This is a genomic window from Geodermatophilus sp. SYSU D00079, from assembly GCF_054050635.1.
Genome location: NZ_JBJGZS010000019.1, coordinates 1 through 25,336 on the forward strand (window position 1 = coordinate 1; position 25,336 = coordinate 25,336).

Here is a 25,336-nt window from a genome sequence, read left to right on the forward strand (position 1 = left end):
CGAGGCGCTGGCCTTCGTGCGCCGGCTGGCGTTCGACCCACCGGCGGCCGCGTTCGACGCGGCCTTCGCCAGCGGGAACTAGGAGGGTCCGGGGGGGGGGGGGGGGGGGGGGGGGGGGGGGGGCCCCCCCCCCCCCCCCCCCCGGGACCTGGCGTGGTCCTACGACTTCCCGACCCGCGAGCTGCTGCCGATCGCCGGGATGGTCGCCTTCTACGACGAGCGGGTGGACGTCGTCGTCGACGGTCGGCGCCAGGAACGCCCGCGGACCCCGTTCTCCGACTAGCCGCGCAGCCGCCCGGCGGGGTCGACGTCCCACGCCTCGACCGCGCCGGTCAGCCGGCCGGCCAGGTCCGCCAGCAGCGCCGCGCCCTCCTCGGCCGAGGCGCCGGCCGGGTCTCCCAGCACGCCGGTCGGGCTGACGCTGCGCACCCCCTCGGCCCGCAGCCGCGGCAGCAGGTCCGCCAGCGGCGCGGTCTCGCCGGCGACCGCCCGGTCGGTGCGCACCAGCGCCGGTTCCACGTGCAACATCACCGACGTCTCCGTGCGCCCGGCGTGCGCGTCGGCACCGGGCACCGCGCACGGGAACCAGGCGACGTCGCGGCCCTCGGTGCGCAGCAGCGGGACGGCCGCCCGCAGCGCGTCGAGGTTGCCGCCGTGCCCGTTGACCAGGAGCAGCCGCCCCGCCCACCGGCAGGCCGACCGCCCGTACTCGACCAGCAGCCCGGTGAGCGCCTCGGTGCCGATGGAGACGGTGCCGGGGAAGCCCTCGTGCTCACCGCTCGCGCCGTAGGCCAGCGCGGGGGCCAGCAGCGCGCCGTCCAGGTCGCCGGCCGCGGCCTCGGCCACCGTGCACGCCACCGTGGTGTCGGTGGCCAGCGGCAGGTGGTGGCCGTGCTGCTCGACGGCGCCCAGCGGCACCAGCAGCAGCGGGCGCTCGGGCAGCTCGGGCCAGACGGCCCCGGCGAGGTGACTCACCGGGGCAGCCTAGAGAGGACCCCTGCCCCCACCCGCTCGCGAGCCCGCGGCGAGGGCCCTACTCCGTGGTCCGGAAGACCCGTGCCGCGAGGGTGACCAGTCCGAGGGTGATGGCGGCGACGGTCAGCAGCTGCACCACGACCGGCACCTCCCAGCCGAACCAGGTGAGCACCGGCACCAGCCGCTCACGCTCCTCGCCGGTCAGCGACAGGTGCTCCAGCACGAAGTGCCGCATCGGCTGCACCACGTAGGTCAGCGGGTTGAGCCGGGTCAGCACCGCCAGCCAGTCGGGCAGCCCCGAGATCGGGAAGAGCGCGCCCGAGAGGAACATCATCGGCATGATCAGCAGCTGGCTGACCGGCATCGCCGTCTGGATGGTCGTGATGCGGGTGGAGAGGAGCACGCCCAGCGCGGTCAGCAGCAGCGACCCGAGGAACAGGCAGGCGATCAGCTCCAGGATCAGCACCGGCGAGTAGGGGATGCCGACGGTGCCCATCAGCGCCAGCAGGACCAGGCTCTGCACGGTGGCGACGACGGCGCCGCCCAGGCACTTGCCCCAGATGATCGAGCCGCGGGAGATCGGGGCGACCATCATCTCGCGCAGGAAGCCGAACTCCCGGTCCCAGACCAGGCTGATGCCGGCGAACGCCGCGGTGAACAGCACCGACGTCGCCAGGACGCCGGGGAAGAGGAACGTGCGGAAGTCCGTGTCCCCACCGGTGTCGACGATGCTGGCCAGCCCCGTGCCCATCACGAAGATGAACAGCACCGGCTGCAGCAGCATGGTGAGGATGCGGGCCTTGTCCTGCTTGAGCCGCAGCAGTTCCCGGCGCATGACCACCCAGGTGGCGCGCAGCTCGTGACCGAGGTCGCTGCGCACCTCGGCGAGCGGGGTGGGGGCGGCGGTCGCGGGTCGGGTCGTGGTCATGCTCATCGCCTCCCGGCGAACGGGAACCCGGCGGGGCTGGCCCCCTCGGAGTCGCGGATGGTGCGGCCGGTGTAGGTCAGGAAGACGTCGTCCAGGCTCGGCCGGGTGACGGTGACCGATCGGATGCCGACGCCGAGCTCGGTGAACAGCCGGGGCACGACCTGCGCGCCCTGGGCCACGGCGAGGGTCACCTGCCCCTCGTGGACGCCGGCCTCGATGCCCAGGCGCTCGCGGACGCGGGCGATGGCCAGCTCGTCGTCGTCGGTGCGCAGCGCGATCCGGTCGGTGCCGACGCTGGACTTCAGCGCCTCCGGGGTGTCCTCCACGACGATGTCGCCGTGGTCCATGATCGCGATCCGGTCGCAGTGCTCGGCCTCGTCCATGTAGTGCGTGGTGACGAAGACGGTGATCTCCGTCGTCCGTCGCAGGTCGTGGAGGTACTCCCAGATCGCGGCGCGGGTCTGCGGGTCCAGGCCGATCGTCGGCTCGTCGAGGAAGAGCACCTGCGGGGCGTGCACGAGGCCGCGGGCGATCTCCAGCCGCCGCTTCATCCCCCCGGAGAACCGCTGGACGACGTCCGTGCGGCGGTCGGCCAGCGCGACCATCTCCAGCACCTCGGCGATGCGCCGGTCGGCGTCGGCGCGGGAGAGACCGTAGAGCTCGGCGTGGAAGCGGAGGTTCTGCTCGGCGGTGAGCTGCAGGTCCAGCGTCTGCTGCTGGAACACCAGCCCGATCCGCCGGCGCACCTGGTCGCGCTCGCGGACGACGTCGAACCCGGCGACGCGGGCGGCGCCCGACGTCGGGTTCCGGATGGTGCACAGCATCTCGATCGTCGTGGACTTGCCCGCGCCGTTGGGGCCCAGGAAGCCGTAGGTCCGGCCCCGCTCCACGCGCAGGTCGATGCCCTTGACCGCCTCCACGACGGTGTCGCCGGTCTTGTAGGTCTTCGTCAGCCCGACCACCTCGATGGCCGGCTCTCTAACGGCGTTAGGCACGCGGGACACCGTCCTCTAACGCCGTTAGGCTGTCAAGCGTGAAAGCGGCCGAGCGTGCCCCGGTGACCCGGGAGGCCGTCGTCGACGCGGCGCTGGCGCTGCTGGCCGACGGCGGCCTGGAGTCGGTGTCCTTCCGGCGGGTGGCCGCGCGCCTCGGGGTGGCCGGGCCGACGCTCTACTGGCACGTCGAGAACAAGCGCCAGCTCATGGACCTCATGGCCGAGGAGCTGTTCCGCCGGGCCGGTGTCGACCACGCGGCGCCCGAGCCGGGCCAGCCGTGGTGGGAGTGGCTGCGCGAGGACGCCCGGCAGATGTTCGCCGCGCTCGTCGCCACCCGCGACGCGCCCCGCGTGCTCGCCGGCAACCGGCCGGGGCAGCAGAGCCTGGCGCGGATCGAGCGGTCCCTGGCCGTGCTGGTCGACGCGGGGCTCACGCCCGGCCAGGCCCAGCACGCGCTGTTCGCGATCGGCTCCTACGTGATCGGCAGCGCGACCGAGTGGCAGGCGGAGGCCGAGCGCAGCCGCGGCACCCCGCTGCCCACCGCGGACGACGAGGACGCGAGCGACCTGCGCGCCGGCCTGCTCGCCGACCAGCCGCTGCTGCTGGCGGCGATCAGCGAGGTGCTGGGCGAGCCGCACGAGACGACGTTCGAGTTCGGCCTGGACCTGCTCGTCGCGGGGCTGCGCACCCGCTTCGCGCCGGGCGGGGGGGTGCGCCCACTAGAGGGCCGGGGGCGCGAACCGGAGGGCCGGGGCCCCCGCTAGAGGGCCGCGCCGACCCGCTCGCCGTCCAGGGTGGCCGCCGAGGCGCGGCGCGGGGCCAGGCAGTCGCCGACCCGGTGCACCTCCAGCCCGCTGCCGGCCAGGGCGCGCCACAGCTCGTCGTCGGCACGGGCGGGCGTGGCCACGACGACCCGGTCGACCCTCCGCTGCTCGCGGACGCCCGTCGGGTGGTGCAGCAGCCGCACGACCGGCCCCTCGACGCCCTCGACGACGAGGTCCGTGCCCAGCCGGATGCCGAGCTCCGCCGCGCGCCGGCGCCAGCGGGGCGCGTCGAGGGTCAGGCCCAGGTCCTGGCCGACCACCATCCCCGCCGTCACGACCTCCACCGCGCAGCCGCGTTCGGCCAGCAGCTCGGCGACCGACGGCGCCGCGGCCGAACCCAGGTCGTCGACGACGAGCACGTCGCCGGCCGGCTCCACCCGGCCGGCGAGGACGTCGCGGACGTCGACCACCCGCTCCCCGGCGCCCGCCCACCCCGGCCGCACCGAGCGGGCGCCGGTGGCGAGGACGACGGCCTCGGGCGCCTCGGCCGCCACCAGCGCCGCGGTGGCGCGCACCCCGGTGCGCACCCGCACCCCGGCCCGCGCGCACTCCGCGGCGAGGTCGTCGACCAGCGGCCGCAGCCCGCCCCGGCCGGGGGCGGACGCCGCGAGCAGGACCGCGCCGCCGGTGGCGGCGGCCTGCTCGAGCAGGGTGACCGCGTGCCCGCGCTGCGCGGCGGTGGCGGCCGCGCGCAGCCCGGCCGGGCCCCCGCCGACGACCAGGACCCGTCGGCGGCGCACCGGTACCGGCAGCGGCGCCTCGCGGCCCGCCCGCGGGTTGGTCACGCAGCCCAGCGGCCGGTTGAGGCCGACGCGGCCCACGCACTCCTGGTTGCAGCCCAGGCAGGTGCGGATCTCCGCGGCCCGCCCGGTGAGCGCCTTGCCCGCGAACCCGGGGTCGGCGATCTGCCCGCGGGCCACGCCGACGAGGTCGCAGTCGCCGTCGGCCAGGGTGCGCTCGGCCTGCTCCGGCGTGAGGAACCGGCCGACGCCGATGACGGGGACGCCCGCCGTGGCGCGGACGGCGGCCGCGAGCCCCCGCGCGTAGCCGGGCGGGGTGGTCATCGGCGGGATGACCCGGTCGAGGGTGGCCGTCGCGACGCCCACCGTCGTGCTCACGTAGTCGACCAGGCCACGCTCGCCCAGCAGCCGGGCGGTGGCGGCGGCCTCCGCGGGCGTCGTCCCGTCGTCCACGCCCTCCTCGGCGGCGAGGCGCACGCCGAGCGCCCGGCCCGGCCCGATCGCCTCCCGGACGGCGGTGAGCACCTCCACGAGGAAGCGGGCCCGGTGCTCCAGTGGTCCGCCGTAGCCGTCGGTGCGCCGGTTGGTCGCGCGGGACAGGAACTGCCGGGCCAGCGAGGACTGCGAGGCCTGCACCTCGACCCCGTCGAAGCCGCCGTCGGCGCAGCGGGCGGCGACGTCGGCGTACCCGGCCACCAGCCGGGCGATGTCGGCGGCGGTGGCCTCGCGCGGCACCTCGCGGAACAAGGGGTCCGGCACGGGGGACGGCGCGGTCAGCGGCGCCCGGGTGTGCGTCGCGTCGGACTGCCCGCCGTTGTGGTTGAGCTGGGCGAACACCGGCACGCCGTGCGCGTGGACGGCGTCGGTGACCCGCCGGTAGCCGGGCAGGACGGCCGGGTCGTACCCGCGGACCAGCTTCTCGTAGGGCCGGTCGGCGGGGTCGACGGTCGACTCCTCGGTGACCACCAGCCCGGCGCCGCCCGCCGCCCGCGCCGCGTAGTAGGCCGCGTGCCGCTCGGTGGGCAGCCCGTCGACGGCGAAGTTGGTCAGGTGGGCGGGGAAGACGACCCGGTTGGGCAGCGTCACCGGCCCCACGCGCAGCGGGGCGGCCAGCCGCTCGAACCCCACGTGCCCTCCTCCCCGCCCGTCCCGGAGCCCCCGGGTCCTCGGGGACACTCTCGCGCATGGCTCCCCGACGCTGTCCCTGCGGAACCGGGCTCCCCTACGCCGAGTGCTGCGGCCCGCTGCACGACGGGACGCGCGTGGCCGGCAGTGCCGAGCAGCTCATGCGGTCGCGGTACAGCGCCTTCGCCGTCGGGGACGCCGGCTACCTGCTGGCCACCTGGCACCCGACGACCCGCCCGGCGTCGCTGGAGCTGGACCCGGCGGTGCGCTGGACCGGGCTGGACGTGCTGGGCGGCACCGGCGGGGGCCTGCTGGCCGGCGAGGGGACGGTGGAGTTCCGCGCCTGGTACCGGCACGGCGGGGAGACCGGCAGCCAGCACGAGGTCAGCCGGTTCGTCCGCGAGGACGGCGCCTGGCGCTACGTGGCCGCGGTCTGAGCGGGCCGGAGCCCGGCGGCTACTTGACGGTGAACCCCGCGTCGACCGGCAGGGTCACCCCGGTCACGTAGCGGGCGTCGTCGCTGACCAGCCAGACGACCGCGTTGCTTATGTCGGCCGCCTCGAGCAGCTCCACGGGCAGCAGGTTGGTCAACGCCCCGGTGACCGTCGGGTCCTGCGCCAGCCACTGCTGCATGAACTCGTTGACGACCATGGGGGTGTTGACGCCGGTCGGGTGCACGCTGTTCACGCGGATGCCGTGCGGCCCCAGCGAGTTCGCGAAGCTGCGCATCAGGCCGACGACGCCGTGCTTGGAGGCGGTGTAGCCCTGGCCGCCACCCGAGTCGCCGCCGATGCCCTTGAGGCCGGCCGTCGAGCTGGTCAGCACGATGGCGCCGCCCTGGCCCTGCTCCACCAGCACCGGGGCGGTGGCCCGCAGGGTGTTCCAGACGCCGGTGAGGTTCACGTCGATGACGTCCTGCCAGGCGCGGGCCGCCTCCTCCTCGTCGCCCATCGGGGCGATCCCGGCGTTGGCGAGCACGATGTCGAGCCGGCCCAGCTGGGCCACGCCGTCCCGGACCGCCTGCTCCATCGCCGGCAGGCTGCGGACGTCGGCCTCGCTGGCGACGATGCGGCGGTCGAGCGCCTCCACCTCCTCGACGGTCCGGGCGAGGTCCTCCGGGGTGGCCATGGGGTAGGGGACGGTCTCGATCTGCCGGCAGAGGTCGACGGCGATGACGTCGGCGCCCTCCTGGGCCAGCCGGACCGCGTGCGACCGCCCCTGACCGCGGGCGGCTCCGGTGATGAACGCGACCTTGCCGTCCAGCTTGCCCACGTCGACCCCTCCCCCGGCTCGCCGGTGACCTGCGCCACACCGTAGGGGGACCCGGTTGCTGCCGACAACGACCACCCATCCCACGCATGGGGGCGGCTCCCTCGGGGCACCGCCCGGTCATGACCACCGAGGACACGCGCAAGGTCGCGGAGCTGATCAAGGGGGAGCGGTTCGGCTTCCTCACCACCGTCTCGCCCACGGGGAAGCTCACCAGCCGCCCCATGACGCTGCAGGAGGTGGAGTTCGACGGCGACCTGTGGTTCTTCGCCGAGCGGGGCACCGACTGGCTGGCCCACGTCGCCGCCTCGCCGCAGGTGAACGTCGGCGTCGGGTCCGGCGGCACCTGGGTGTCCCTCACCGGGCACGCCTCGGTCGTGGACGACGTGGCCAAGAAGAAGGAGCTGTGGAACAGCGGCGTCGAGGCGTGGCTGCCGCAGGGCCCCGAGGACCCGTCGACGGTGCTGGTCAAGGTCGACGCCGACTCCGCGGAGTACTGGGACAGCCCCGGCGGCCGGCTGGCGACCGCGTTCAGCTTCGTGAAGGCCAAGGCCACCGGGCAGCGGATCGACGCCGGCGAGAGCGGGAAGGTCGACCTCTAGGCCCCGGCGCCGCCTCCGGCCACCAGCACCGCCCGCGCCGCGCGCCGGCCCTCGAGCACCGCCTCGAGCACGGTGCGCGGCGCGACGACGTCCCCGGCGCCCACCGCGCCGCCGGGCACGGTGCCGGGCAGCGGGGGTGCGGCGTCCACCACGACCGCGCAGGGCAGGCGGCGCTCGCTCCCGGTCCAGCGGTCGGCCATCACCGCCGTGCCGTCGGCGACCGCCCGCAGCACGGAGCCGGTCTCGCGGCGCACCCCGGCGCGCAGCAGCCGCGTGTTGGCCGGCGCGAGGTCACCGGCCAGCCGGACACCGACGACGTCGTCCGGGGTGACCACGGTGACCTCGCGCCCGGCCGCGGCGAGCAGCTCGGCCACCCCCGTGCCGGCCGGCCCGCCGGCGGGATCATGCACGACGACCGGCCCAGGGGGAACGACTCCCCCGGCCAGCACGTCGGCGGCGGCGAGCACGCACGCGCCGTCCGCGACGGTGAAGCCCGGCGGGCGCGGCCGGGCGCCGGTGGCGACGACGTCCCCGGAGTCCGCCGCGGTCCCCAGCTCGACGCGCACCCCCAGCCGCCGCACCTCCTGCTCCAGCCAGCCGGCCAGGTCGGCGAAGCGCGCCCGGCCCGGCAGCGCCGCGACCTGCAGCAGCGCTCCCCCGAGCCGGCCGGACCGCTCGACCAGCCGGACGTCGGCGCCCGCGCCGGCCAGCACACGGGCCGCCTCCAGCCCCGCGGGGCCACCACCGACGACCACGACCTCCCGACGACGGCCCTCGTGGCCATTCCGGCCGCCCCGAGGGCGGCCGGAATGGCCACAAGGGCCGTCGTGGTCGGGCTCCTCGGTCTCGTGGCCGCTGCGCGGGTCGGCCACGCAGCTGACCGGCGGGTTGCGGACGTCGAGCACCTGGCAGGCCTGGTTGCACAGCGTGCACGGGCGCACGGGGACGCCGGCCCGCGTCTTGGCGACCAGGTCGGCGTCGGCGATCTGGGCGCGGGTCATCTCGACCGCGTCGGCCACCCCGGCGGTGAGGGCCGCCTCCGCGGCGGCGACGTCCACCACCGAGCCCTGCAGCACCACCGGCGTCCCGCCGGCCGCGGCCCGCACCGCCGCGGTCAGGCCGGCACTGGAGCCGGGCGCGGTGTGCCCGTCGGGGCGGTACGCCGAGGGCGCCAGGCCGCTGCCCCGGACGACGACCAGCAGGTCGACCAGCGGAGCCAGCTCGGCGACGGCGGCGACGGCGGTCTCCGGGGTGATGCCGGCCCACGGCGCCTGCTCGTCGCAGGACAGCCGCAGCCCCAGCACCCGGCCGGGCCCCAGCTCCGCGCGGACGGCGGTCAGCACCTCGCGGAGCAGCCGCAACCGGTCGGTGCCGTAGCCGTCGGTGCGGGTGTTGGTGAGGCCGGAGGCGAACTGGCGCAGCAGCGCCCGCGGGCCGGCGTCGACCTCCACGCCGTCCACGTCCGCGCCGACCGCGGTCCGGGTCGCGGCCCGGAAGCCGTCGACGAGCGCGGCGATCCCCTCCGGGTCCAGCTCCGCCGGGACCTCGCGGGTGACGACGTCGGGGACGGCGGACGGCGCCCAGAGCGCGGCGCGGGTGTGCGCGCTGCTGCCCTGCGACCCGGTGTGCCCGACCCCAGCGAGCACGAGCGCGCCCGCGGGCCGGCAGGCGGCGACGACGGCCGCCCAGCCGGGGCCGCAGTCGGCGGCCAGCGGTGCCCGCTCGTAGGGCCAGTCGCCGTCGTGCACCGACGCGGTCTCGGTGACGACGACGCCGCAGCCGCCGCCGGCCCGGCGGGCGTAGTAGGCGACGTGCCGGGGCGAGAGGGCCCGCCCGCGGCCGAGGTTGGTCTCGTGCGGGCCGAACAGCACCCGCGAGGGCGCCGTCCGGCCCGCCAGGACCAGTGGCTCGAGGAGCCTCAGCGCAGGTTGAGCCCGGCCAGCGGCGACTCGTCGCAGATCTTCGCCGGCGGGATGCTCGGCATGCCCAGCAGCGTCGGCTGACCGCGGACCGGGCCCTTGTGCGAGTGGTCGATGTGGCTCTTCGGCGTGACGAGGTCCAGGTCCCGCGCGGCGAGAGCGCTCTCGCCGTAGCCCTGCACGCACTCGGGGTCGGGACCGTCCAGCGGCAGGCCGGTGAAGAACTTGGCCGCCATGCAGCCGCCCCGGCAGGCGTCGAAGTGCGCGCACTTGGTGCAGGCGCCGCCGGTCTGCGGGCTGCGCAGGTCGGCGAACAGCTCCGAGGACTGCCAGACCCGCTGGAAGCCGCCCTCGTCGCGGACGTTGCCGGCGAGGAAGTTCTCGTGGATGGCGAACGGGCAGGCGTAGACGTCGCCCACCGGGTCGATCAGGCACACGACCCGGCCGGCTCCGCACAGGTTCAGCCCGGGCAGGGCCTCGCCGAACGCCGACAGGTGGAAGAACGAGTCCCCGGTCAGGACCTCGTCACCGTTGGCCAGCAGCCAGTGGTAGAGCTCCTTCTGCTGCTGCTGGGTCGGGTGCAGCTCGTCCCAGACGTCGGCGCCACGGCCCGACGGGCGCAGCCGGGTGATCCGCAGCTGGGCGCCGTAGGAGTCGGTGAGGGCCTTGAACTGGTCGAGCTGCCCGGCGTTCTCGCGGGTGACGACCACCGAGACCTTGAAGTCCTTCATCCCGGCCTCGGCCAGGTTCTCCAGCGCGCGGATGGCGGTGGCGTAGGAGCCGGTGCCGCGGACGCGGTCGTTGACCTCGGCGGTCGCGCCGTCCAGCGAGATCTGGACGTCGACGTAGTCGGTGCGGGCCAGCTGCGCGGCGCGGGTCTTGTCCAGCTTCACGCCGTTGGTGGAGAACTTGACGCCGACCTGGTGGTCGATCGCGTAGTCGAGCAGGTGCCAGAAGTCCGGCCGCACCGTGGGCTCGCCGCCGCCGACGTTGACGTAGAAGACCTGCATCCGCTGCAGCTCGTCGATGACCGCCTCGGCCTCGGCGGTGGACAGCTCGCGGGGGTCCCGCCGTCCCGAGGAGGACAGGCAGTGCGCGCACGCCAGGTTGCACGCGTAGGTGAGCTCCCAGGTCAGGCAGATCGGCGCGTCCAGCCCGTACTCGAACTGGTCGATCAGACGCCCGCCGGTCGGGCGGACCGGGGCGGGCGTGCGGGGCGGCAGGACGGCGGTCATGCTGGGCTCTCCCGTACTTCGATCATCTGCGAACGTGCGAGGTCGGCCAGCGCCTTGACGTAGGCGGCCCGCTGGGCCTCGGGGACACCGCACGCGACGAGGGTGGCCTCGGCGCTGGGGTGGTCGGCCAGCGTCTCGACGACGGTGACCAGCGTCTTCGACTTGAGGAACGACAGCTTCCGGTTGCCGAAGTGGTAGACGAGCGCGCCGAACGGCTCGGGGCGCAGGGCCACCGAGCGGGCCCGACGCCAGGGCAGCGACGCGTCGAACGCGGGGGCGGGCCCGGGCGCACCGGAGCCCGGCGGTGGAGCGGCGCCGGCGTCGCTCATCGGCTCAGCCGGCGCCGCGACGGGGGCGTCGATCAGTACACCCCGCACATGCCGTCGATGGAGACCTCCTCGACGAGCGACTCCTCGACCAGGGTCTCCTCGGCGGCGGGCGCCTCGGTGGCCTGGGTGTCGGTGATCTCGGGCACGGTGCCTCCTGTGATCGGCGTTACGAACGTGGGGTGGACGTTAGTGACACCCAGTGCCACGGGCAACACCGGGGGTCGGTCGCGCTCGACGGGTTGCCGCCCCCCTCGCCCCATCCGGGGACGCAGTGCGGCGACGGCGCCGGAGAGGCGCTCCGGTGCCGCAAGATGGACCCGTGACCTCCGTCCTGGCCGACGCGCGCGCAGACACCCGCGCCCGGATCGAGCAGGCCGCCCTCGAGCTGTTCGCCCGCACCGGCTTCGAGCAGGTGACCACCGACGAGATCGCCGACGCGGCCGGCATCAGCCGCCGGACGTTCTTCCGCTACTTCGCCACCAAGGCCGACGCGGTGTGGGGCGACTTCGCCTCCCACGTCGAGCGGCTCGACCAGCTGCTGGCCGACGCCCGGGCCGACCAGCCGGTGCTCGCCTCGATCTGCGCGGCCTACGTCGAGGTCAACGACTACTCGGCGGCCGACCTGCCGATGCTCCGCCAGCGGATGGCGCTGATCCTGGGCGAGCCGGCGCTGCAGGCGCACTCCCAGGTGCGCTACGCCGACGTCGACCGCGTCGTCGCCGAGCACGTCGCCCGCCGCACCGGGGAGCGGCCGGACGCACTGCTCCCCCGGCTGGTGGCCACCACGACCCGCGCGGCCGCGACGACGGCGTTCGAGGTGTGGCTGGCCGACGGGACGACGTCCCTCGGCGACGACCTCCACGCGGCCTTCGACCAGCTCGCCGCCGGCTTCCCCACCCTGCGCACGGCCTGACGCGCCCACAGCCGACTCCTCGGTGCCGCTCAGCCGGCGAGCCACTCCCCCAGCCCGCCCAGCAGCCGGTCGACGTCCGCCTCGTCGGAGTAGGGCGCCAGGCCCACGCGCAGGCCGCCCGCGTCACCCAGGCCGAGCCGGCGGGAGGCCTCGATCGCGTAGAAGGAGCCGGCCGGGGCGTTGACCCCGCGCCCGGCGAGGAAGCGGTGTGCGTCGGCGGCGTCCCGGCCCTCGAAGGTCAGCAGCAGGGTGGGCGTGCGGTGGCGCGCCCGCGACCACACCGTGACGCCGGGCAGCGTCCGCAGTCCGTCCTCGATGCGCTCGCGCAGCCGGTCCTCGTGCTCCTCCAGCGCGGCCATCCCGACCTCGAGCCGGGCCCGCCGGTCCCCCTCCGGGCCCCCGAGACCGGCGAGGAAGTCGACCGCCGCGGTCGTGCCGGCCAGCAGCTCGTAGGGCAGCGTGCCGAGCTCGAACCGCTCCGGGACGGCGTCGGTGGAGGGCAGCAGCTTGTCCGGGCGCAGGGTCTCCAGCAGCGCGGGCGCGGCGACGACGCAGCCGCAGTGCGGGCCCAGGAACTTGTAGGGCGAGCAGGTGAACAGGTCGGCGCCGAGGGCCCGCACGTCCACCGCGGCGTGCGCGGTCAGGTGCACGCCGTCGACGTACGTGAGCGCGCCGGCGTCGTGGGCCAGGGCGGTGATCGCGGGGAGGTCCGGCCGGGTGCCGATGAGGTTGGACGCGCCGGTGACCGCGACCAGCCGGGTGCGGTCGGAGAGGACGGCGGCGACGGCCTCGGGGGCGAGCTCGCCGGTGGCCGGGTCGAAGTCCGCCCAGCGCACCGTCGCCCCGCGCGCCTGTGCCGCCTGCACCCACGGCCGCACGTTGGCGTCGTGGTCCAGCCGGGTCACCACCACCTCGTCGTCCGCGCCCCAGCCGGCCGACAGCACCCGGGAGAGGTCGTAGGTCAGCTGCGTCGCGCTGCGGCCGAAGACGACCCCGGCGGGGTCCCCGGCGACCAGGTCCGCGACCGCCCTGCGCGCGCCCAGGACGACGTCGTCGGCGTTCCGCTCGGCCTGCGTCACCCGGCCGCGGTTGGCGATCGGTGACGTCAGCGTGGCCGCGACCGCCGCGGCCACCGACTCGGGGACCTGCGAGCCGCCCGGCCCGTCGAAGTGCGCGGTGCCGGCGCGGAGGGCGGGGAAGCAGGCGCGGACGGCCTCGACGTCGTAGCTCACCCCGCCAGCATGCCCAGCCGACCGCGGCCGTCCGCCACCGGCCGCCGGGTGTGCACGGACCGCGGTCCGGAGCCGGCGGGGACCGCGGTGTGCGCACACAGCGCGCGGGGCGTCAGCGCGCCGACCGGACGATCCGGTCGGGGCGGACGACGACGGTGGTCGCGCGCGCCCGCCGCAGCCAGGTGGTGAGGACGCCGTCGACGTCGGCCACCACGACCTCCGCACCACCCGCCGGACGCACCGCCACCCGCCCGGGGGCGAGCAGCCGCAGCCGCGCCGTCCCGGGCCCCAGGACGTCGTCCACCGGGCACCGCCGGCCGCCGGCGTCCACCGGGGCGCGGGGCAGCAGGGTGCCGGCCAGCCGCCGGGCCGGTCTCCCGCGGCGGGCGACCAGGGGGCCGGGGGGCAGCGGCGGGGTGCGGCTGTCGGTGGCGAAGGCGGCGACCGCGGGGACCCGCCCGGCCGCCGCCAGCACCGCGCGCCGCAGCACCGCCCCGCCGGCGCCGCCGCCGGTCATGAGCCGGCCGACGAGGAGCGCCAGCCGCACCATCGCCCGCGCGTGCGGCGCCCGTTCGGCCTGGTGGGTGTCGAGCAGCCGGTCGTCGGCGCCGCCGGTGAGCACCGCGGCGAGCTTCCAGGCCAGCTGGTGGACGTCGCGCAGCCCCAGGCCCAGCCCCTGGCCGATGAAGGGCGGGGTGAGGTGGGCGGCGTCCCCGGCCAGCAGCACCCGGCCGGACCGCCAGCGGTCGGCGACCTGCGCCCGGTAGACGTACTCGGCCACCCGCACCACCTCCGCGCCGTCGGCTCCCGCGGGCGCCAGCAGCGCCGGGAGTCGCGCCGCCAGCTCCTCGCGGGTCTCCCCCGCCCGCATCCGGAACTCCCAGCGGTAGCGGTCGCCGGCGACCGGCATGAACGTCGCCGGCCGGTGCGGGTCGCAGACCTGGTGCACACCGGGCCAGACCGGCAGCGGGACGGCGGAGCGGAGGTCGGCGACCAGCCAGCGGTCGGCCCGCCCCAGGTCGCGCATGGTCGCGCCGATGAGCCGGCGCACCGTGCTGTGGGCGCCGTCGCAGCCGAGCACCGCGGCCGCGGCCAGGTCCGGCGCCACCCCGCCGGCCCGGTCCCGCACGTGCACGGTGACGCCGTCCCCGTCGCCGGTCAGGTCCACCACCTCGGCACCGGTGCGCAGGGTGATCCCGGGCGTCGCGCGGACGGCGGCCAGCAGCGCCGCCTCCAGGTCGGGCTGGTGGAACATCGACCCCTGCGGCCAGCCGTGCGCCCCGGCCGACGGCGAGCGGCGGAACTCGGCGAGGGTGCGCAGCCGGCCGTCCAGCAGCCGCAGCCCGCTCATCGGCCGGCTGACCCGGAGGAACGCCGCGGCGACGCCGGCGTCGGCCAGCGCCCGCAGCGCCTCGTCGTCCAGGTGCACCGCCCGCGGCCGGGCGTAGGGGGCCGGCTGGCGCTCGAGGACGAGGACGGGCAGGCCCCGGCGGGCCAGCAGCAGCGCCCCGGTGAGCCCCACCGGGCCGGCGCCCACGACGACGACCGGCCTGCCTGTCACGGCGCCACTCTCCCAGGGGACGGGAACCGGGGTAGCGGGAACGTTGCAGCTCCCTTCCCCTGGTGTGAGCCACGCCATAACGTGCCGGTCACGGTCATGCGTCGTGCATGCGCGAGTGCCCTCGACGACGAGGGCGACGAGGAGGTTCCCTGTGCCCGTGAACACCCGCGGCGCGATCCTGCGCTCCGCTCCCGGCAAGTGGGAGGTCACCGACCTGGTCGCGGACGACCCGCGCCAGGGCGAACTCCAGGTCAAGCTGGCGGCGTCCGGCCTGTGCCACTCGGACGACCACATCGCCACCGGCGACATGCAGGTCGGCCACTACCCGTTCCTCGGCGGCCACGAGGGGTCCGGCGTCGTGACGGCGGTCGGCCCGGGCACGCCGGGCTTCAAGGAGGGCGACCACGTCGTCTTCTCGTTCCTGCCCGGCTGCGGCCGCTGTCGCTACTGCGCCAACGGCCAGCAGTACATCTGCGACTCCGGCGCCAACCTGCTCGTCGGCTCCCGGTGGGACGACGCGGAGAGCTTCCGCTTCCAGACCTCCGACGGCACCCCGGTCGGGCAGATGTGCGGCCTGGGCACCTTCGCCGAGGTGACGACGGTCGACGTCCGCTCGACGGTCAAGATCCCCGACGACATCCCGCTCGACGTCGCCTGCCTCGTCGGCTGCGGCGTCGGCACCGGCTGGGGCACCGCGGTCCAGGCCGGTGAGGTCAAGGCCGGCGACACGGTGATCGTCATGGGCATCGGCGGCATCGGCATCAACGCGGTGCAGGGTGCCGCGCACGCCGGCGCCAGCCACGTCATCGCCGTCGACCCCGTGGCCTTCAAGCGCGAGAAGGCGCAGGAGCTCGGAGCCACCCACGCCTTCGAGAGCATCGAGGAGGCCGCCGACTTCGCCCGCAGCGTCACCAACGGGCAGGGCGCGGACAAGGCGCTGGTCACCGTCGGGATCCTCAAGGGCGAGCACGTCGCCCAGGCCTTCGACGCGATCGGCAAGGGCGGCCGGGTGGTCATCACCGGCCTCGGCGACCTCACCGACGTGGGCATCCCGATCAACCCCAGCATGCTGGCGCTGTTCACCAAGGAGATCCGCGGCGCGCTGTTCGGCGACCAGAACCCCAGCGCCGACATGCTCAAGATGCTGCGCCTCTACCAGGAGGGGAAGCTCAAGCTCGACGAGCTGATCACCAGCCGGTACAAGCTCGACGACGTCAACGCCGGCTACGAGGACATGAAGGCCGGCAAGAACATCCGCGGCGTCATCATCTACGACTGAGGGAGGACCACCCTCCCCCCACGCCTCGCAGGCTCGGCGAGGGGCCCTGGAGGGTGGCCGTTCCAGCACGTCACCGGGCCGGGGCGCTCCCTTCGGGGGCGCCCCGGTCGCGTGTCACCCACCCCGAGGAGGACCGTGAGCACCACCACCACCGCCCGGCGCCTGGACGTGACCGGCATGGTCCGGGTCGCCCGTGAGCGGGTGGTCGCCCGCATGCGCGAGGCCGAGGTCGTCGCCGCCGCGCTGTCGGCCGGCCGCAACGTCCTGCTGGAGGGCCCGCCCGGCACCGGCAAGACCACCCTGCTGCGCTCGCTGGCCGACGGCGCCGGCGTCCCGCTGGTGCTGGTGGAGGGCAACGCCGAGCTCACGCCGACCCGCCTGGTCGGCCACCACGACGCCTCGCGGGTGCTGACCGAGGACTACCGGGCCGAGAACTTCGTGCCGGGCCCGCTCACCCGCGCGATGACCGACGGCGCGATCCTCTACGTCGAGGAGTTCAACCGGGTGCCCGAGGAGACGATGAACGTCCTCCTCGGCGTCCTCTCCGAGCGCGAGATGCACGTGCCGCGGTTCGGCCGGGTGACCGCCCGGCCCACCTTCCGGCTGGTGGCGGCCATGAACCCGTTCGACGCCGTCGGCACCGCGCGGGTCACCCCCGCCCTCTACGACCGCTCCTGCCGGGTCGCGATGGGCTACCAGGACGAGGAGGCCGAGCTCTCCGTCGTCGCGACCGCCACCGACGGCCCCGCGCCCCTGGTCGCCCAGGCGGTGCGCACGGTCCGCATCACCCGCGACCACCCCGAGCTGCGGATCGGCTCCTCCGTGCGCGGCGCCATCGACACCGTGCTCATCGCGCTGGAGCTGGCCACCGTCCGCGGGCACGAGAGCATCGAGGAGACCACCGGCCTGGACGCCGCCCTCGCCGCGCTCACCGGCAAGGTCACCCTCGCCGACGGCACGGCCCGCCCGGTCGAGGACGTCGTCGCCGACATCTGGCGCCGGGCGGGTGAGGAGCTGGGAAAAGCCTGACGCCCGAGGAACCGGGCGACCCCGCCGACGCCGCCGATCCGGCCGACCCACCGCCACCCCCGCCCGGGCCGGGCGGCCTGCAGGACCCACCCGGGCGCCGGCCGCCGCAGCCGGCACCGGTGGAGGACCCCGACGACGTCGAGCAGGTGCTCAAGCAGCACGCCGCCCGCAAGGCCGGCCGCGACGAGCTGGCCCGGGCGCACCCGGAGTTCCAGCAGGTCTCCCCGCAGCTCGGTGAGCTGGACGAGGAGGCGATGGCCGACCTCACCGCCCGGGACCCCGACGCGGCCAACCGGCTGCTCACCGCGATGGGCCGGGCCTTCGACCCCGGGCTGCGGGCAGCCGCGCGGGCGCTGGCCTGCCGGCTGCCGGTGGGCACCCCGCGGGCCGGCGTCCCCGACCGCCCGGGCACCCGCCGGGTGGTGACCCGCCGCGACGACACCGGCAGCGACATCGACCTCGACGCCACCCTCCAGGCCCGCGGCGCGGAGCCGCACTGGCGCGCCGAGCACCTGCACACCCGCGGCTGGCGCTCCACCGGCCGGGCCTGCGTGCTGCTGGTCGACGCCTCCGGCTCGGTGGCCGGGGACGAGCTCTCGGTCGCCGTCCTCACCGCCTCGGCGCTGGCCCAGCGGATGCGGCCCGGCGACGAGCTGGCCGTGGTGGCGTTCTGGTCGCAGGCGGTGGTGCTGCGGCCGCTGTCGACCGACCCGCGCACCGACGTCGTCATCGACCGGCTGTTCGACCTCGACGGCGGGGGCACCACCGACCTCGACCTCGGCCTGCGCACCGCCGCCGTCCAGCTGGCCCGCTCCCGGGCCGCCGCGCGCGACGTCCTGCTGCTCTCCGACGGCATGCCGACCGACAGCCCCGACCCGCTGCCCGCCGCCGGCGCGCTCGCCCGCGCCGGGGCGCACCTGCACGTGCTGTCGCTGTCGGACGAGCCGGAGTCGGTGGCCAACTGCGCCGCGCTCGCCGCCGCCGGGGACGGCCGGGTGGCGCCGCTGCTCAAGCCGACCCAGGCCCCGGCCGCGGTCCGCACCGTGCTCGGCTGACGGGGCATCCACCGGATCGGCTCGACGCGCTCCAGCCCGCCGGGGACGGCGTCGGACACCCGCGCCTGCCGGCGCCGGTACGGGCGAGGCCTGGCGCTCCCCGCCCGGGCCGCCTAGCGGGGGCGCGGCGCCGGCCGCACCGCGTCGCCGGCGCGGGCCGCGTCGAGGGGGACCGCGGAGGTGAGGACGGCGGGCCCGAGCCGGAGCACGCCGTCGGACAGGGCGGCGCAGCGGACCCCGCCGCGGCCCCGCAGCCCGCGGTGCGCCCCGGGCGCGAGGACGGCGTCCATCCACGCGCACGGGTTCGCCGGCCGGCCGCCGCGCAGCCGCACCGCGCCGGAGCCGGTGTCGAGGGCGAACTCCTCGCCGCGCAGCGCCTCCACCTCCGCGCCGCGCAGCACGACGGTGCGCCGGGCCAGCAGGGGGTCGAACGGCGGCACCCCGAGCTCGGCGGCCAGCGCCTCCAGGCCCTCGACGGCGAGCACGGTGAGCTGGGCGTCGCGGTGCGCGGGGCGGCCGGCGTAGCGGTCACCCACCACCCCGGAGCCGGCGCGCACCTCGATCTCCACGCGCCGGTCGCCGTCCACCGCCGGGACCTCCCCGCCGGGCCGCCCGCCGTAGCGGTGCACCGGGGAGGCCAGCAGCCCGACGACCTCGACGTCGTACCGGTACGGCAGCGGGTTCAGCGGCCCGGCCCGGCGTCGAGCAGGCCGTAGGCGCGCGCCTCCTCGACGTCGAGCAGCCTCCCGGCGCGCATGTCGGCGGCGACCTCCTCGACGGGACGGCCGCAGGCCCCGGCCAGCCGCTCCTGCAACCGGCGCAGCTGCCGCAGGTGCTCGGCGGCCCAGGCCTCCACCTCGTGGCCGGGCACGCCGCGCGGCGCCCGCGGCTCGCACAGCCGGAAGCTCGCGTGCGCCCCGGCCTGCCGGGAGTCGGCGACGGCCAGCACGGCGAGCGCGGGACCGGTGAGCGTGCCCAGCGCGGTCGCGTGCACGGGCGCACCGACGAGGTCGAGGGCGTCGACCAGGGTGAGGGCGCCGTCGAGGTCGGCACCGACGCCGGACAGCCGGAGCCGGACCGGTCCGTCACCGGTCGCGTCGAGCAGGGCGAGCTCGGCCACGGCCCGGTTGACCGCGTCGGCGTCCAGCACGCCGGCCAGGGTGATCACGCGCTGCTCGAGCAGCCGCTCGGTCAGCCAGTCCGCACCGCCGAGGACGACGGTGGCCGACGCCGAGGAGGGCCCGGGCACCGGCGGCCGGCCCTCCGGCTGCCAGGGGGTGCGCGGCCACTCCGGCGGCCGCGGGGGGAACGGCGGGTCGGGCGGACCGGGCGGCACGGGTGGCCAGGTGGCTCGGGTCATGACGACTCCTCGGACGGTCGGACCTGCCAGTCGACGGTGCGGCCCAGCGCGGCCGCGTAGCGCTCCAGCGTGGACAGCCGCGCGTCGAGCTCACCGCTCTCCAGCCGGGCCACCGCCGACTGCGACGTCCCCATGCGTGCGGCGACGTCGGTCTGGCTGAGCTCGCTCTCCCGGCGGGCGCGGACCAGCTCCTCGATCAGCTCCCGCCGACGGTCGGCGAGCCCCTCCAGGCCCGGGAACCGGCTGCGGCGCGGGGACGACATACCAGCAACGGTATACCCGATCCGCTATGGCCGACAGGTCCCGCCGCGATCATCGGATCGGTGCACGGGACACGCGCGGACCCGCCGCTGCGCCGGGCACGCACCCGATGACCACCACGGACGGCGGGGCCGGGCGGGGTCCCGGGGCCTCAGCGGTCGGCGGTCTTGTGGATCGGGCCCTCGATGCCGGTCAGCCGCTCACCGGAGCCACCCCAGCGCCCGGCGATGATCTCCGCCGCGATGGAGATCGCCGTCTCCTCCGGCGTGCGCGCGCCGAGGTCGAGGCCGATCGGCGAGGAGAGCCGCGCCAGCTCCTCCTTGGCCAGGCCGGCCTCCTCGAGCCGGGCGAGTCGTTCCTCGTGCGTCCGCCGGGAGCCCATCGCGCCCACGTAGGCCACCGGGATCCGCAGCGCGACCTCCAGCAGGGGGACGTCGAACTTCGGGTCGTGGGTGAGCACGCACAGCACGGTGCGCTCGTCGATGCGCCCGGCGTCCACCTCGGCCTGCAGGTAGCGGTGCGGCCACTCGACGACGACCTCGTGCGCGTCGGGGAAGCGCTTGGGGGTCGCGAACACCGGGCGGGCGTCGCAGACGGTGACCCGGTAGCCGAGGAACGCCCCCACCCGGGCGACGGCGGCGGCGAAGTCGATGGCGCCGAACACGATCATCCGGGCGGCCGGGGCGAAGGCGTTGACGAACAGCGACAGGTCGTCGCCGCGGCGCTCGCCGTCGTGGCCGACGTGCAGCATCCCGGTCCGGCCGGCGGCGAGCATGCCGCGGGCGTCGGCGGTGACGGCGTCGTCCAGGCGCTGCAGACCGAGGGTGCCCGAGGCACGGTCGGGCCAGACGACCAGGCGCCGGCCCACCCGGTCCTCCGGGCCGGCGACGCAGGTGACGACGGCGACCGGCTCGTGCGCGGCGACGGACTCGGCGATCTCGCCCAGCTCGGGGAACGACTCGCGCGAGACCCGCTCCACGAAGACGTCGAGGATGCCGCCGCAGGTCAGGCCCACGGCGAAGGCGTCGTCGTCACTGACGCCGTACCGCTCCAACGTCGGGACGCCGCTCTCCACGACGTCCTTGGCCTCCTCGTAGACCGCGCCCTCGACGCAGCCCCCGGAGACGCTGCCCACCGCGGTGCCGTCGGGGCCGACCAGCATGGAGGCGCCCGCCGGCCGCGGCGCCGAGCGCCAGGTGGCGACCACCGTGCCCATGCCGACGGTCTCGCCCGCCTGCCACCAGCCGACCAGGTCCTCGAGCACGTCACGCATCGGACAGCTCCTCTTCTCGGTGTGGGAGACCTACGGCCCCGTCCGGGTGCCCACCCCGAGCGTGCGGAGGGTGGGGGGAACGGGGTCCACTGTCAGGCACGCGAGATCACTCCCGCGAGCTTCTCGAACGCGGCCATGCTGTGCCCCGCGACGAAGTGGTCGATCGACGGCAGCGCCGCCTGCATCCCGGCGGTGAGCGGCTCGTAGCCCTCGCGGCCCTTGTGCGGGTTGACCCAGACGACCGCGTGGGCCAGCCGGTGCAGGCGCGCCATCTGCTCGGCCAGCACGTCGGTGCCGCCGCGCTCCCAGCCGTCGCTGCAGACGACGACGACCGCACCGCGCGCCGTCCCGCGCTGCCCCCACCGGTCGAGGAACGCCTTGAGCACGTCACCGAGGCGGGTGCCGCCCGACCAGTCGGGGATGGCCGCACCGCTGGCGGCCAGCGCCTTGTCCGGGTCGCGCATCCGCAGCTCCCGGGTCACGCGGGTCAGCCGGGTGCCGATCGTGAAGACCTCCGTCGCCGCCGGGTGGGCGCGGACGGCGGCGTGCGCGAACCGCAGCAGGGCGTCGGCGTAGGGGCTCATCGAGCCGGAGACGTCGACGAGCAGCACCACGCGGCGCGGGCGGGGCCGGGCCCGGCGGTGCAGCAGCCGGGTCACCTCCCCGCCGTCGTGCAGGGCGCGGCGCACGGTGCGGGAGGCGTGCACGGTCCCGTGCGCGCTGGGGCGGCGGCGGCGCGACGGGCGCATGGGGGACGCCGGGACCAGCAGCGCGAACAGCCGGCGCAGGTGGTCCCGCTCGGCGACGCTCATCTCGGCCACGTCGCGGTGGCGCAGCACCTCGTCCGCGCTCGCCGTCCCGGCCAGCTCCGGTGGCTGCTCGCCGTCGTCGCTCTGCCCGGTGCCCTGCTCCAGCGGGGCGGTCGTGGCCAGCTGCCGCTCCGGCTGGGCCGCCGAGCGGGCCGGCCGCGGCGCCTCACCGCCGAAGTAGGCGGCGAAGGCGGCGTCGTAGCGCTCCAGGTCGTCCGGCCCGCCGCACAGGGTGAGCCGGCCGGCCCAGTACACGTCGGTCGCGTCGAGCACGTCGAGGGCGCCGACGGCGCCCAGCATCGCCTCGACGCGGTCGGGTGAGGCGGTGACCCCGGCGTGCCGCAGGGTGCGCGCGAAGCCCAGGACCGTGTCGACGACGTCGCGCCGCGACGTCCGGGCCTCAGCTGCCACCGAAGAGCGCCCCCCGGGCCAGGGCGTGCACGCGGTCGGCGTCCTCCCGGTACTTGAGGACGGCACCCAGCGTGCGTGCGGCGATGTCGGGGTCGAGGTCGCGGGCGCCCAGCGTCTGCAGCGCGGTGGCCCAGTCCATGGCCTCGGCCACACCGGGCGGCTTGAGCAGGTCCAGCGTGCGCAGCTTCGCCGTCGCCCGGGCCACCTCGCGGGCCAGCTGCTCGGTGACCTCGGGCAGCCGGCGGCGGAGGATGGCGACCTCGCGGTCGAAGTCCGGGTGCTGCAGCCAGTGGTAGAGGCAGCGCCGCTTGAGGGCGTCGTGCACCTCGCGGGTGCGGTTGGACGTGAGGATCACCAGGGGCGGGGTGACCGCGCGGATCGTGCCCAGCTCCGGGATGGAGATGGTGAAGTCCGAGAGCACCTCGAGCAGGAAGGCCTCGAACTCGTCGTCGGCGCGGTCGACCTCGTCGACCAGCAGCACGGACGGCGAGTCCTCCAGGGCCTGCAGCAGCGGGCGGGCCAGCAGGAACCGGCGGTCGTAGAGGGAGGCCTCCAGCGTCTCGGTGTCGCCGGTGGCGTGCGCGGCCTCCGCGGCCCGCAGGTGCAGCAGCTGGCGGCCGAAGTCCCAGTCGTAGAGGGCCTGGCTGGCCTCCAGGCCCTCGTAGCACTGCAGCCGGTACAGCGGCCGGCCGGTCACCTGGGCCAGCGCCTGGGCGAGCGCGGTCTTGCCGACACCGGCCTCGCCCTCGAGGAACAGCGGCCGGTGCATCGCCAGGGCCAGGTAGGCGGCCGTGGCCAGCCCCTCGTCGGGCAGGTAGCCGGTGGCCTCCAGCGCGGCGGCCAGGGCCTCGGGGCCGGCGGGGGTCCCGCGCGGGTCGGTCACCGGCTCCAGCGTGGCCTCACCCACGCGTCCGCCTCGCCGTCGCTCGTCGTCCGCGTCCGTGGCACCGCTGTGTTCCCCGCGTCCGCTCGCAAGCTCGCTCACGTACCGAGCATCCCACCTGCGCGGCAGCACCTGCTCTGCGGAGCCGGGCGGCCCCGGACGGCAGGTGGCCGGCCGGAGAACTCGTCTCGGCCGGCCACCGCCGTGCTGGGTCCGGCCTGCGGCCGGGCGGGGACGTCAGATGCGACGGTCGCGGCCCGTCGTGTCGCCGTCGACGTCGATCTGCTCCTTGCGGACGTCGGCGGAGACGGTCTCGGTGTCGGTGACCGTCTCGGTGTCCAGGCGCACGCGCTCGACGGGGACGGCCTCCTTCTCCACGACCGGGCGCTCGGCGTGCAGCGTGACCTCGTGCTCCTCCTCGGAGATCGCGGGGCCGTCCATCGCGTTGCCGATGTTGGCGTCGGTGATCGGCTCGCGCTCGACGCGGACCTCCTCGCGCGAGACCGGCACGGTCTCGGTCTGGTTCTCGGTCACGACGTACTTGCGCAGCCGGGCCCGGCCGACCTCCTCGGTGCGGGTGCCCACGTTCAGCTGCTCCTCGGAGCGCGTCATCGCGTTGTCCGTCGTGGGGCCGGAGGTGTCGTGGCCCACGGCGCCGCGGGTGTCCACGCCGGCGGTGCCGGTCAGGTCGCGGTCGGTCGTGCCGGTGGTCGCGTGCCGCCCGGTCGTGTCCCGGTCGGTCATGCCGGTGGTGGCCATGCCGGTCGTCGACTCGGTGCCGGTCATCGTGCCGGTCGTCGTCTCCGGCCGGTCCACCCGGCCCACGGTGGTGTCGGTGCGGCCCGTCCCGGCCGTCCCGGTGCCCGTCTCGAGGTTGTAGTACCGGTAGAGCTCCTGCTCCTCCTGCGGCGAGAGGTGCCCGTCGGTGTCGATCTTCGGGGCGTCCTTCACGGCGCTCTTGCTCACCGGTACCCGGAGCCCGTCGTCGGTCAGGTCGGCGTCCCGGATCGGGACGAAGGACTCCTTGGTGCCGAACAGGCCGGTGCGCACGGTGACCCACTCCGGCTGGCCGGTCTCGTCGTCGAGGTAGACCTCCGAGGCCGACCCGATCTTCTCGCCGGACTGGTCGTAGACGTCCTTGCCGATCACGCGGCTGATGGTCTCGGTACCGATCATCGTCGTTCGTCGCTCCCATCTGAGCACGGGCTGTCACGGTCACCTGGATGGGTGACCCCGACCCGGCGGACGAAACAGGACCACCCGGGCGACACGCCCGGAGACCGCACGCGTCCACCCGGCGGCGCCGGCCGCCGACCCGCGCGGCGCAGGATCCGTGCAGGTCAGGCGCCAGAGAGTGGCGCGCAACCGATCGGCCGGACGCGCCGGGGCACGTCGCGACTCTCCGCGACCACCGCACCGCCGGGCGTGTCACCTTCCCCGGCGCCCCGGCGCGTCGCCGCCGTCGCCGGGGGCGCTCCTGCCCATCCTGGACGGCGTGCCTCCCCGCTCGCCGTACGACGACCTGGTCCACCCGCGCACCGTGAAGAAGCCGCCGCCGCAGGTGGAGGCGCTCAGGGACGTCGTCGTCGAGGACCCGAGCAGCGGGTTCGTCGGCGCCGTCGTGCGCTGCGAGAAGGACGTCGTCCACCTCGAGGACCGGTTCGGGAAGGTCCGCGCCTACCCCCTGGGGCCGGGCTTCTGGGTGGACGGCCGCCCCGTCGTGCTCGTCCGGCCGAAGCAGCACGCCCCCTCGGGCCCGCAGCGCAGCGCCTCGGGCTCGACCTACGTGGTCGGCGCGCGCGCCCGGGTCGCCCGCGAGGGCCGCATCTACGTCGAGGGCAAGCACGACGCCGAGCTGGTGGAGAAGGTGTGGGGCCACGACCTGCGGATCGAGGGCGTGGTCGTCGAGCCGTTGCACGGCGTCGACGACCTCCCCGCCATCGTGCGCGACTTCCGCCCCTCCTCCGGACGGCGCCTGGGCGTGCTCGTCGACCACCTGGTCACCGGCTCCAAGGAGTCCCGGATCGCCGACCGGGTCACCGGTGCGCACGCCCTGGTCGTCGGTCACCCGTTCATCGACATCTGGCAGGCGGTCAAGCCCCAGGTGGTCGGCATCCGCGCCTGGCCCACCGTGCCCAAGGGCGAGCCGTGGAAGGAGGGCGTCTGCCGGCGGCTGGGCTGGGAGGACGACACCGGGTACGTGTGGGCCCAGCGCATCCTGGCGCGGGTGCGCACCTGGACCGACCTGGAGCCGGCGCTGATCGGGCGGGTCGAGGAGCTCATCGACTTCGTCACCACCGACTGAGACCCCGTCACCACCGACCGGGAC

Annotated in this window: 26 protein-coding genes and 1 pseudogene; 9 read left to right on the forward strand and 18 right to left on the reverse strand. The window is 76.0% G+C overall.

Translation table 11 applies throughout. The features are described from left to right. Positions 1 to 279: 279 nt before the first annotated feature. The 3 genes from mftE to ACI79E_RS15310 are packed head-to-tail and all read right to left on the reverse strand — an operon-like array spanning position 280 to position 2,898. Positions 280 to 975 carry a mycofactocin biosynthesis peptidyl-dipeptidase MftE gene (gene mftE, locus ACI79E_RS15300; protein ID WP_456933419.1) on the reverse strand — a complete coding sequence of 232 codons (696 nt, stop codon included), beginning with the start codon at positions 973 to 975 and terminating at the stop codon, positions 280 to 282. A 58-nt stretch (positions 976 to 1,033) separates the two neighbouring features. Continuing rightward, a complete protein-coding gene (locus ACI79E_RS15305; protein ID WP_456933420.1) occupies positions 1,034 to 1,903 on the reverse strand; it encodes an ABC transporter permease in 870 nt (289 codons plus the stop codon). 2 nt (positions 1,904 to 1,905) lie between these two features. Then, positions 1,906 to 2,898, reverse strand: coding sequence for an ATP-binding cassette domain-containing protein (locus ACI79E_RS15310; RefSeq protein ID WP_456933421.1), 993 nt, complete (start codon positions 2,896 to 2,898; stop codon positions 1,906 to 1,908). 38 nt (positions 2,899 to 2,936) lie between these two features. Between ACI79E_RS15310 and ACI79E_RS15315 the strand changes: the two genes are divergently transcribed. Beyond that, positions 2,937 to 3,662, forward strand: a complete 726-nt coding sequence (locus tag ACI79E_RS15315; RefSeq protein WP_456933422.1) for a TetR/AcrR family transcriptional regulator C-terminal domain-containing protein — start codon at positions 2,937 to 2,939, stop codon at positions 3,660 to 3,662. Here the strand turns inward: ACI79E_RS15315 and ACI79E_RS15320 are convergent. Beyond that, entirely contained in the window at positions 3,659 to 5,590 is a 1,932-nt protein-coding gene (locus tag ACI79E_RS15320; RefSeq protein WP_456933423.1) for a mycofactocin system FadH/OYE family oxidoreductase 2, read from the reverse strand. The two genes, ACI79E_RS15315 and ACI79E_RS15320, sit on opposite strands and share 4 nt — an antisense overlap. Positions 5,591 to 5,646: 56 nt before the next feature. On the opposite strand from ACI79E_RS15320, the pseudogene ACI79E_RS15325 reads away from it, so the two are divergent. Then, positions 5,647 to 5,706, forward strand: a pseudogene (locus ACI79E_RS15325) (SEC-C metal-binding domain-containing protein); the annotation flags it as partial. Between the two features lie 18 nt (positions 5,707 to 5,724). Continuing rightward, positions 5,725 to 6,024 carry a YchJ family protein gene (locus tag ACI79E_RS15330; protein WP_456933502.1) on the forward strand — a complete coding sequence of 100 codons (300 nt, stop codon included), beginning with the start codon at positions 5,725 to 5,727 and terminating at the stop codon, positions 6,022 to 6,024. Positions 6,025 to 6,043: 19 nt separating this feature from the next. Here ACI79E_RS15330 and ACI79E_RS15335 read toward each other — a convergent pair whose 3' ends face one another. Beyond that, positions 6,044 to 6,859 carry a mycofactocin-coupled SDR family oxidoreductase gene (locus tag ACI79E_RS15335; protein WP_456933424.1) on the reverse strand — a complete coding sequence of 272 codons (816 nt, stop codon included), beginning with the start codon at positions 6,857 to 6,859 and terminating at the stop codon, positions 6,044 to 6,046. 119 nt (positions 6,860 to 6,978) lie between these two features. Here ACI79E_RS15335 and ACI79E_RS15340 point away from each other — a divergent pair, with 119 nt between their 5' ends. Continuing rightward, complete coding sequence (locus ACI79E_RS15340) at positions 6,979 to 7,458, forward strand: pyridoxamine 5'-phosphate oxidase family protein (protein WP_456933425.1); 480 nt, start codon at positions 6,979 to 6,981, stop codon at positions 7,456 to 7,458. Here ACI79E_RS15340 and ACI79E_RS15345 read toward each other — a convergent pair. The 4 genes from ACI79E_RS15345 to mftA are packed head-to-tail and all read right to left on the reverse strand — an operon-like array spanning position 7,455 to position 11,087. Then, the gene (locus ACI79E_RS15345) at positions 7,455 to 9,416 is read right to left on the reverse strand and encodes a mycofactocin system FadH/OYE family oxidoreductase 1 (protein WP_456933503.1); all 1,962 of its coding nucleotides are present in this window, start codon (positions 9,414 to 9,416) and stop codon (positions 7,455 to 7,457) included. The genes ACI79E_RS15340 and ACI79E_RS15345 overlap by 4 nt on opposite strands. Continuing rightward, positions 9,377 to 10,612, reverse strand: coding sequence for a mycofactocin radical SAM maturase (gene mftC, locus ACI79E_RS15350; RefSeq protein ID WP_456933426.1), 1,236 nt, complete (start codon positions 10,610 to 10,612; stop codon positions 9,377 to 9,379). The genes ACI79E_RS15345 and mftC overlap by 40 nt, the downstream gene beginning before the upstream one ends. Then, a complete protein-coding gene (gene mftB / locus ACI79E_RS15355) occupies positions 10,609 to 10,941 on the reverse strand; it encodes a mycofactocin biosynthesis chaperone MftB (RefSeq protein ID WP_456933427.1) in 333 nt (110 codons plus the stop codon). The genes mftC and mftB overlap by 4 nt, the downstream gene beginning before the upstream one ends. A 32-nt stretch (positions 10,942 to 10,973) precedes the next feature. Next, the gene (gene mftA, locus ACI79E_RS15360) at positions 10,974 to 11,087 is read right to left on the reverse strand and encodes a mycofactocin precursor MftA (protein ID WP_456933428.1); all 114 of its coding nucleotides are present in this window, start codon (positions 11,085 to 11,087) and stop codon (positions 10,974 to 10,976) included. Positions 11,088 to 11,260: 173 nt separating this feature from the next. Between mftA and mftR the strand changes: the two genes are divergently transcribed. Beyond that, entirely contained in the window at positions 11,261 to 11,854 is a 594-nt protein-coding gene (gene mftR, locus ACI79E_RS15365) for a mycofactocin system transcriptional regulator (RefSeq protein WP_456933429.1), read from the forward strand. Positions 11,855 to 11,883: 29 nt separating this feature from the next. Here mftR and ACI79E_RS15370 read toward each other — a convergent pair whose 3' ends face one another. Next, entirely contained in the window at positions 11,884 to 13,086 is a 1,203-nt protein-coding gene (locus ACI79E_RS15370; RefSeq protein ID WP_456933430.1) for a cysteine desulfurase-like protein, read from the reverse strand. Between the two features lie 112 nt (positions 13,087 to 13,198). Continuing rightward, on the reverse strand, positions 13,199 to 14,647 hold the full coding sequence (locus ACI79E_RS15375) for a bifunctional 3-(3-hydroxy-phenyl)propionate/3-hydroxycinnamic acid hydroxylase (RefSeq protein ID WP_456933431.1): 1,449 nt from the start codon (positions 14,645 to 14,647) through the stop codon (positions 13,199 to 13,201). Positions 14,648 to 14,798: 151 nt separating this feature from the next. Between ACI79E_RS15375 and ACI79E_RS15380 the strand changes: the two genes are divergently transcribed. The 3 genes from ACI79E_RS15380 to ACI79E_RS15390 all read left to right on the forward strand — a co-directional run bounded on the left by ACI79E_RS15380 (position 14,799) and on the right by ACI79E_RS15390 (position 18,010). Continuing rightward, complete coding sequence (locus tag ACI79E_RS15380) at positions 14,799 to 15,926, forward strand: NDMA-dependent alcohol dehydrogenase (protein ID WP_456933432.1); 1,128 nt, start codon at positions 14,799 to 14,801, stop codon at positions 15,924 to 15,926. Positions 15,927 to 16,061: 135 nt separating this feature from the next. After that, a complete protein-coding gene (locus ACI79E_RS15385) occupies positions 16,062 to 16,955 on the forward strand; it encodes an AAA family ATPase (protein ID WP_456933433.1) in 894 nt (297 codons plus the stop codon). Between the two features lie 119 nt (positions 16,956 to 17,074). Further along, positions 17,075 to 18,010: a vWA domain-containing protein gene (locus tag ACI79E_RS15390; RefSeq protein ID WP_456933434.1), complete on the forward strand. Its 936-nt coding sequence runs from the start codon at positions 17,075 to 17,077 to the stop codon at positions 18,008 to 18,010. A 113-nt stretch (positions 18,011 to 18,123) separates the two neighbouring features. Here the strand turns inward: ACI79E_RS15390 and ACI79E_RS15395 are convergent, their stop codons facing one another. From ACI79E_RS15395 to ACI79E_RS15425, 7 genes are all read right to left on the reverse strand, one after another. Next, positions 18,124 to 18,597: an MOSC domain-containing protein gene (locus ACI79E_RS15395; RefSeq protein ID WP_456933435.1), complete on the reverse strand. Its 474-nt coding sequence runs from the start codon at positions 18,595 to 18,597 to the stop codon at positions 18,124 to 18,126. A gap of 95 nt (positions 18,598 to 18,692) precedes the next feature. Beyond that, positions 18,693 to 19,370 carry an ATP-dependent Clp protease proteolytic subunit gene (locus tag ACI79E_RS15400; RefSeq protein WP_456933436.1) on the reverse strand — a complete coding sequence of 226 codons (678 nt, stop codon included), beginning with the start codon at positions 19,368 to 19,370 and terminating at the stop codon, positions 18,693 to 18,695. Continuing rightward, entirely contained in the window at positions 19,367 to 19,633 is a 267-nt protein-coding gene (locus ACI79E_RS15405; protein WP_456933437.1) for a helix-turn-helix domain-containing protein, read from the reverse strand. The genes ACI79E_RS15400 and ACI79E_RS15405 overlap by 4 nt, the downstream gene beginning before the upstream one ends. A 149-nt stretch (positions 19,634 to 19,782) precedes the next feature. Next, entirely contained in the window at positions 19,783 to 20,904 is a 1,122-nt protein-coding gene (locus tag ACI79E_RS15410; protein ID WP_456933438.1) for an XdhC family protein, read from the reverse strand. Between the two features lie 92 nt (positions 20,905 to 20,996). Further along, entirely contained in the window at positions 20,997 to 22,124 is a 1,128-nt protein-coding gene (locus ACI79E_RS15415; RefSeq protein ID WP_456933439.1) for a vWA domain-containing protein, read from the reverse strand. Beyond that, on the reverse strand, positions 22,114 to 23,031 hold the full coding sequence (locus ACI79E_RS15420; RefSeq protein ID WP_456933440.1) for an AAA family ATPase: 918 nt from the start codon (positions 23,029 to 23,031) through the stop codon (positions 22,114 to 22,116). Before ACI79E_RS15420 ends, ACI79E_RS15415 begins: the two co-directional genes overlap by 11 nt. Positions 23,032 to 23,244: 213 nt before the next feature. Next, complete coding sequence (locus tag ACI79E_RS15425) at positions 23,245 to 24,183, reverse strand: DUF2382 domain-containing protein (RefSeq protein WP_456933441.1); 939 nt, start codon at positions 24,181 to 24,183, stop codon at positions 23,245 to 23,247. 319 nt (positions 24,184 to 24,502) lie between these two features. Between ACI79E_RS15425 and ACI79E_RS15430 the strand changes: the two genes are divergently transcribed. After that, on the forward strand, positions 24,503 to 25,312 hold the full coding sequence (locus ACI79E_RS15430; RefSeq protein ID WP_456933442.1) for a DUF3097 domain-containing protein: 810 nt from the start codon (positions 24,503 to 24,505) through the stop codon (positions 25,310 to 25,312). Positions 25,313 to 25,336: the final 24 nt, after the last annotated feature.

Bases quoted from the DNA above. Each gene is read 5' to 3' on its own strand.
- ACI79E_RS15305 (WP_456933420.1), bottom strand. From the start codon at position 1,903: ATGACCACGACCCGACCCGCGACCGCCGCCCCCACCCCGCTCGCCGAG.
- ACI79E_RS15340 (WP_456933425.1), top strand. From the start codon at position 6,979: ATGACCACCGAGGACACGCGCAAGGTCGCGGAGCTGATCAAGGGGGAG.
- mftC (WP_456933426.1), bottom strand. From the start codon at position 10,612: ATGACCGCCGTCCTGCCGCCCCGCACGCCCGCCCCGGTCCGCCCGACC.
- mftB (WP_456933427.1), bottom strand. From the start codon at position 10,941: ATGAGCGACGCCGGCGCCGCTCCACCGCCGGGCTCCGGTGCGCCCGGG.
- ACI79E_RS15400 (WP_456933436.1), bottom strand. From the start codon at position 19,370: ATGACCCGAGCCACCTGGCCACCCGTGCCGCCCGGTCCGCCCGACCCG.
- ACI79E_RS15405 (WP_456933437.1), bottom strand. From the start codon at position 19,633: ATGTCGTCCCCGCGCCGCAGCCGGTTCCCGGGCCTGGAGGGGCTCGCC.
- ACI79E_RS15410 (WP_456933438.1), bottom strand. From the start codon at position 20,904: ATGCGTGACGTGCTCGAGGACCTGGTCGGCTGGTGGCAGGCGGGCGAG.
- ACI79E_RS15425 (WP_456933441.1), bottom strand. From the start codon at position 24,183: ATGATCGGTACCGAGACCATCAGCCGCGTGATCGGCAAGGACGTCTAC.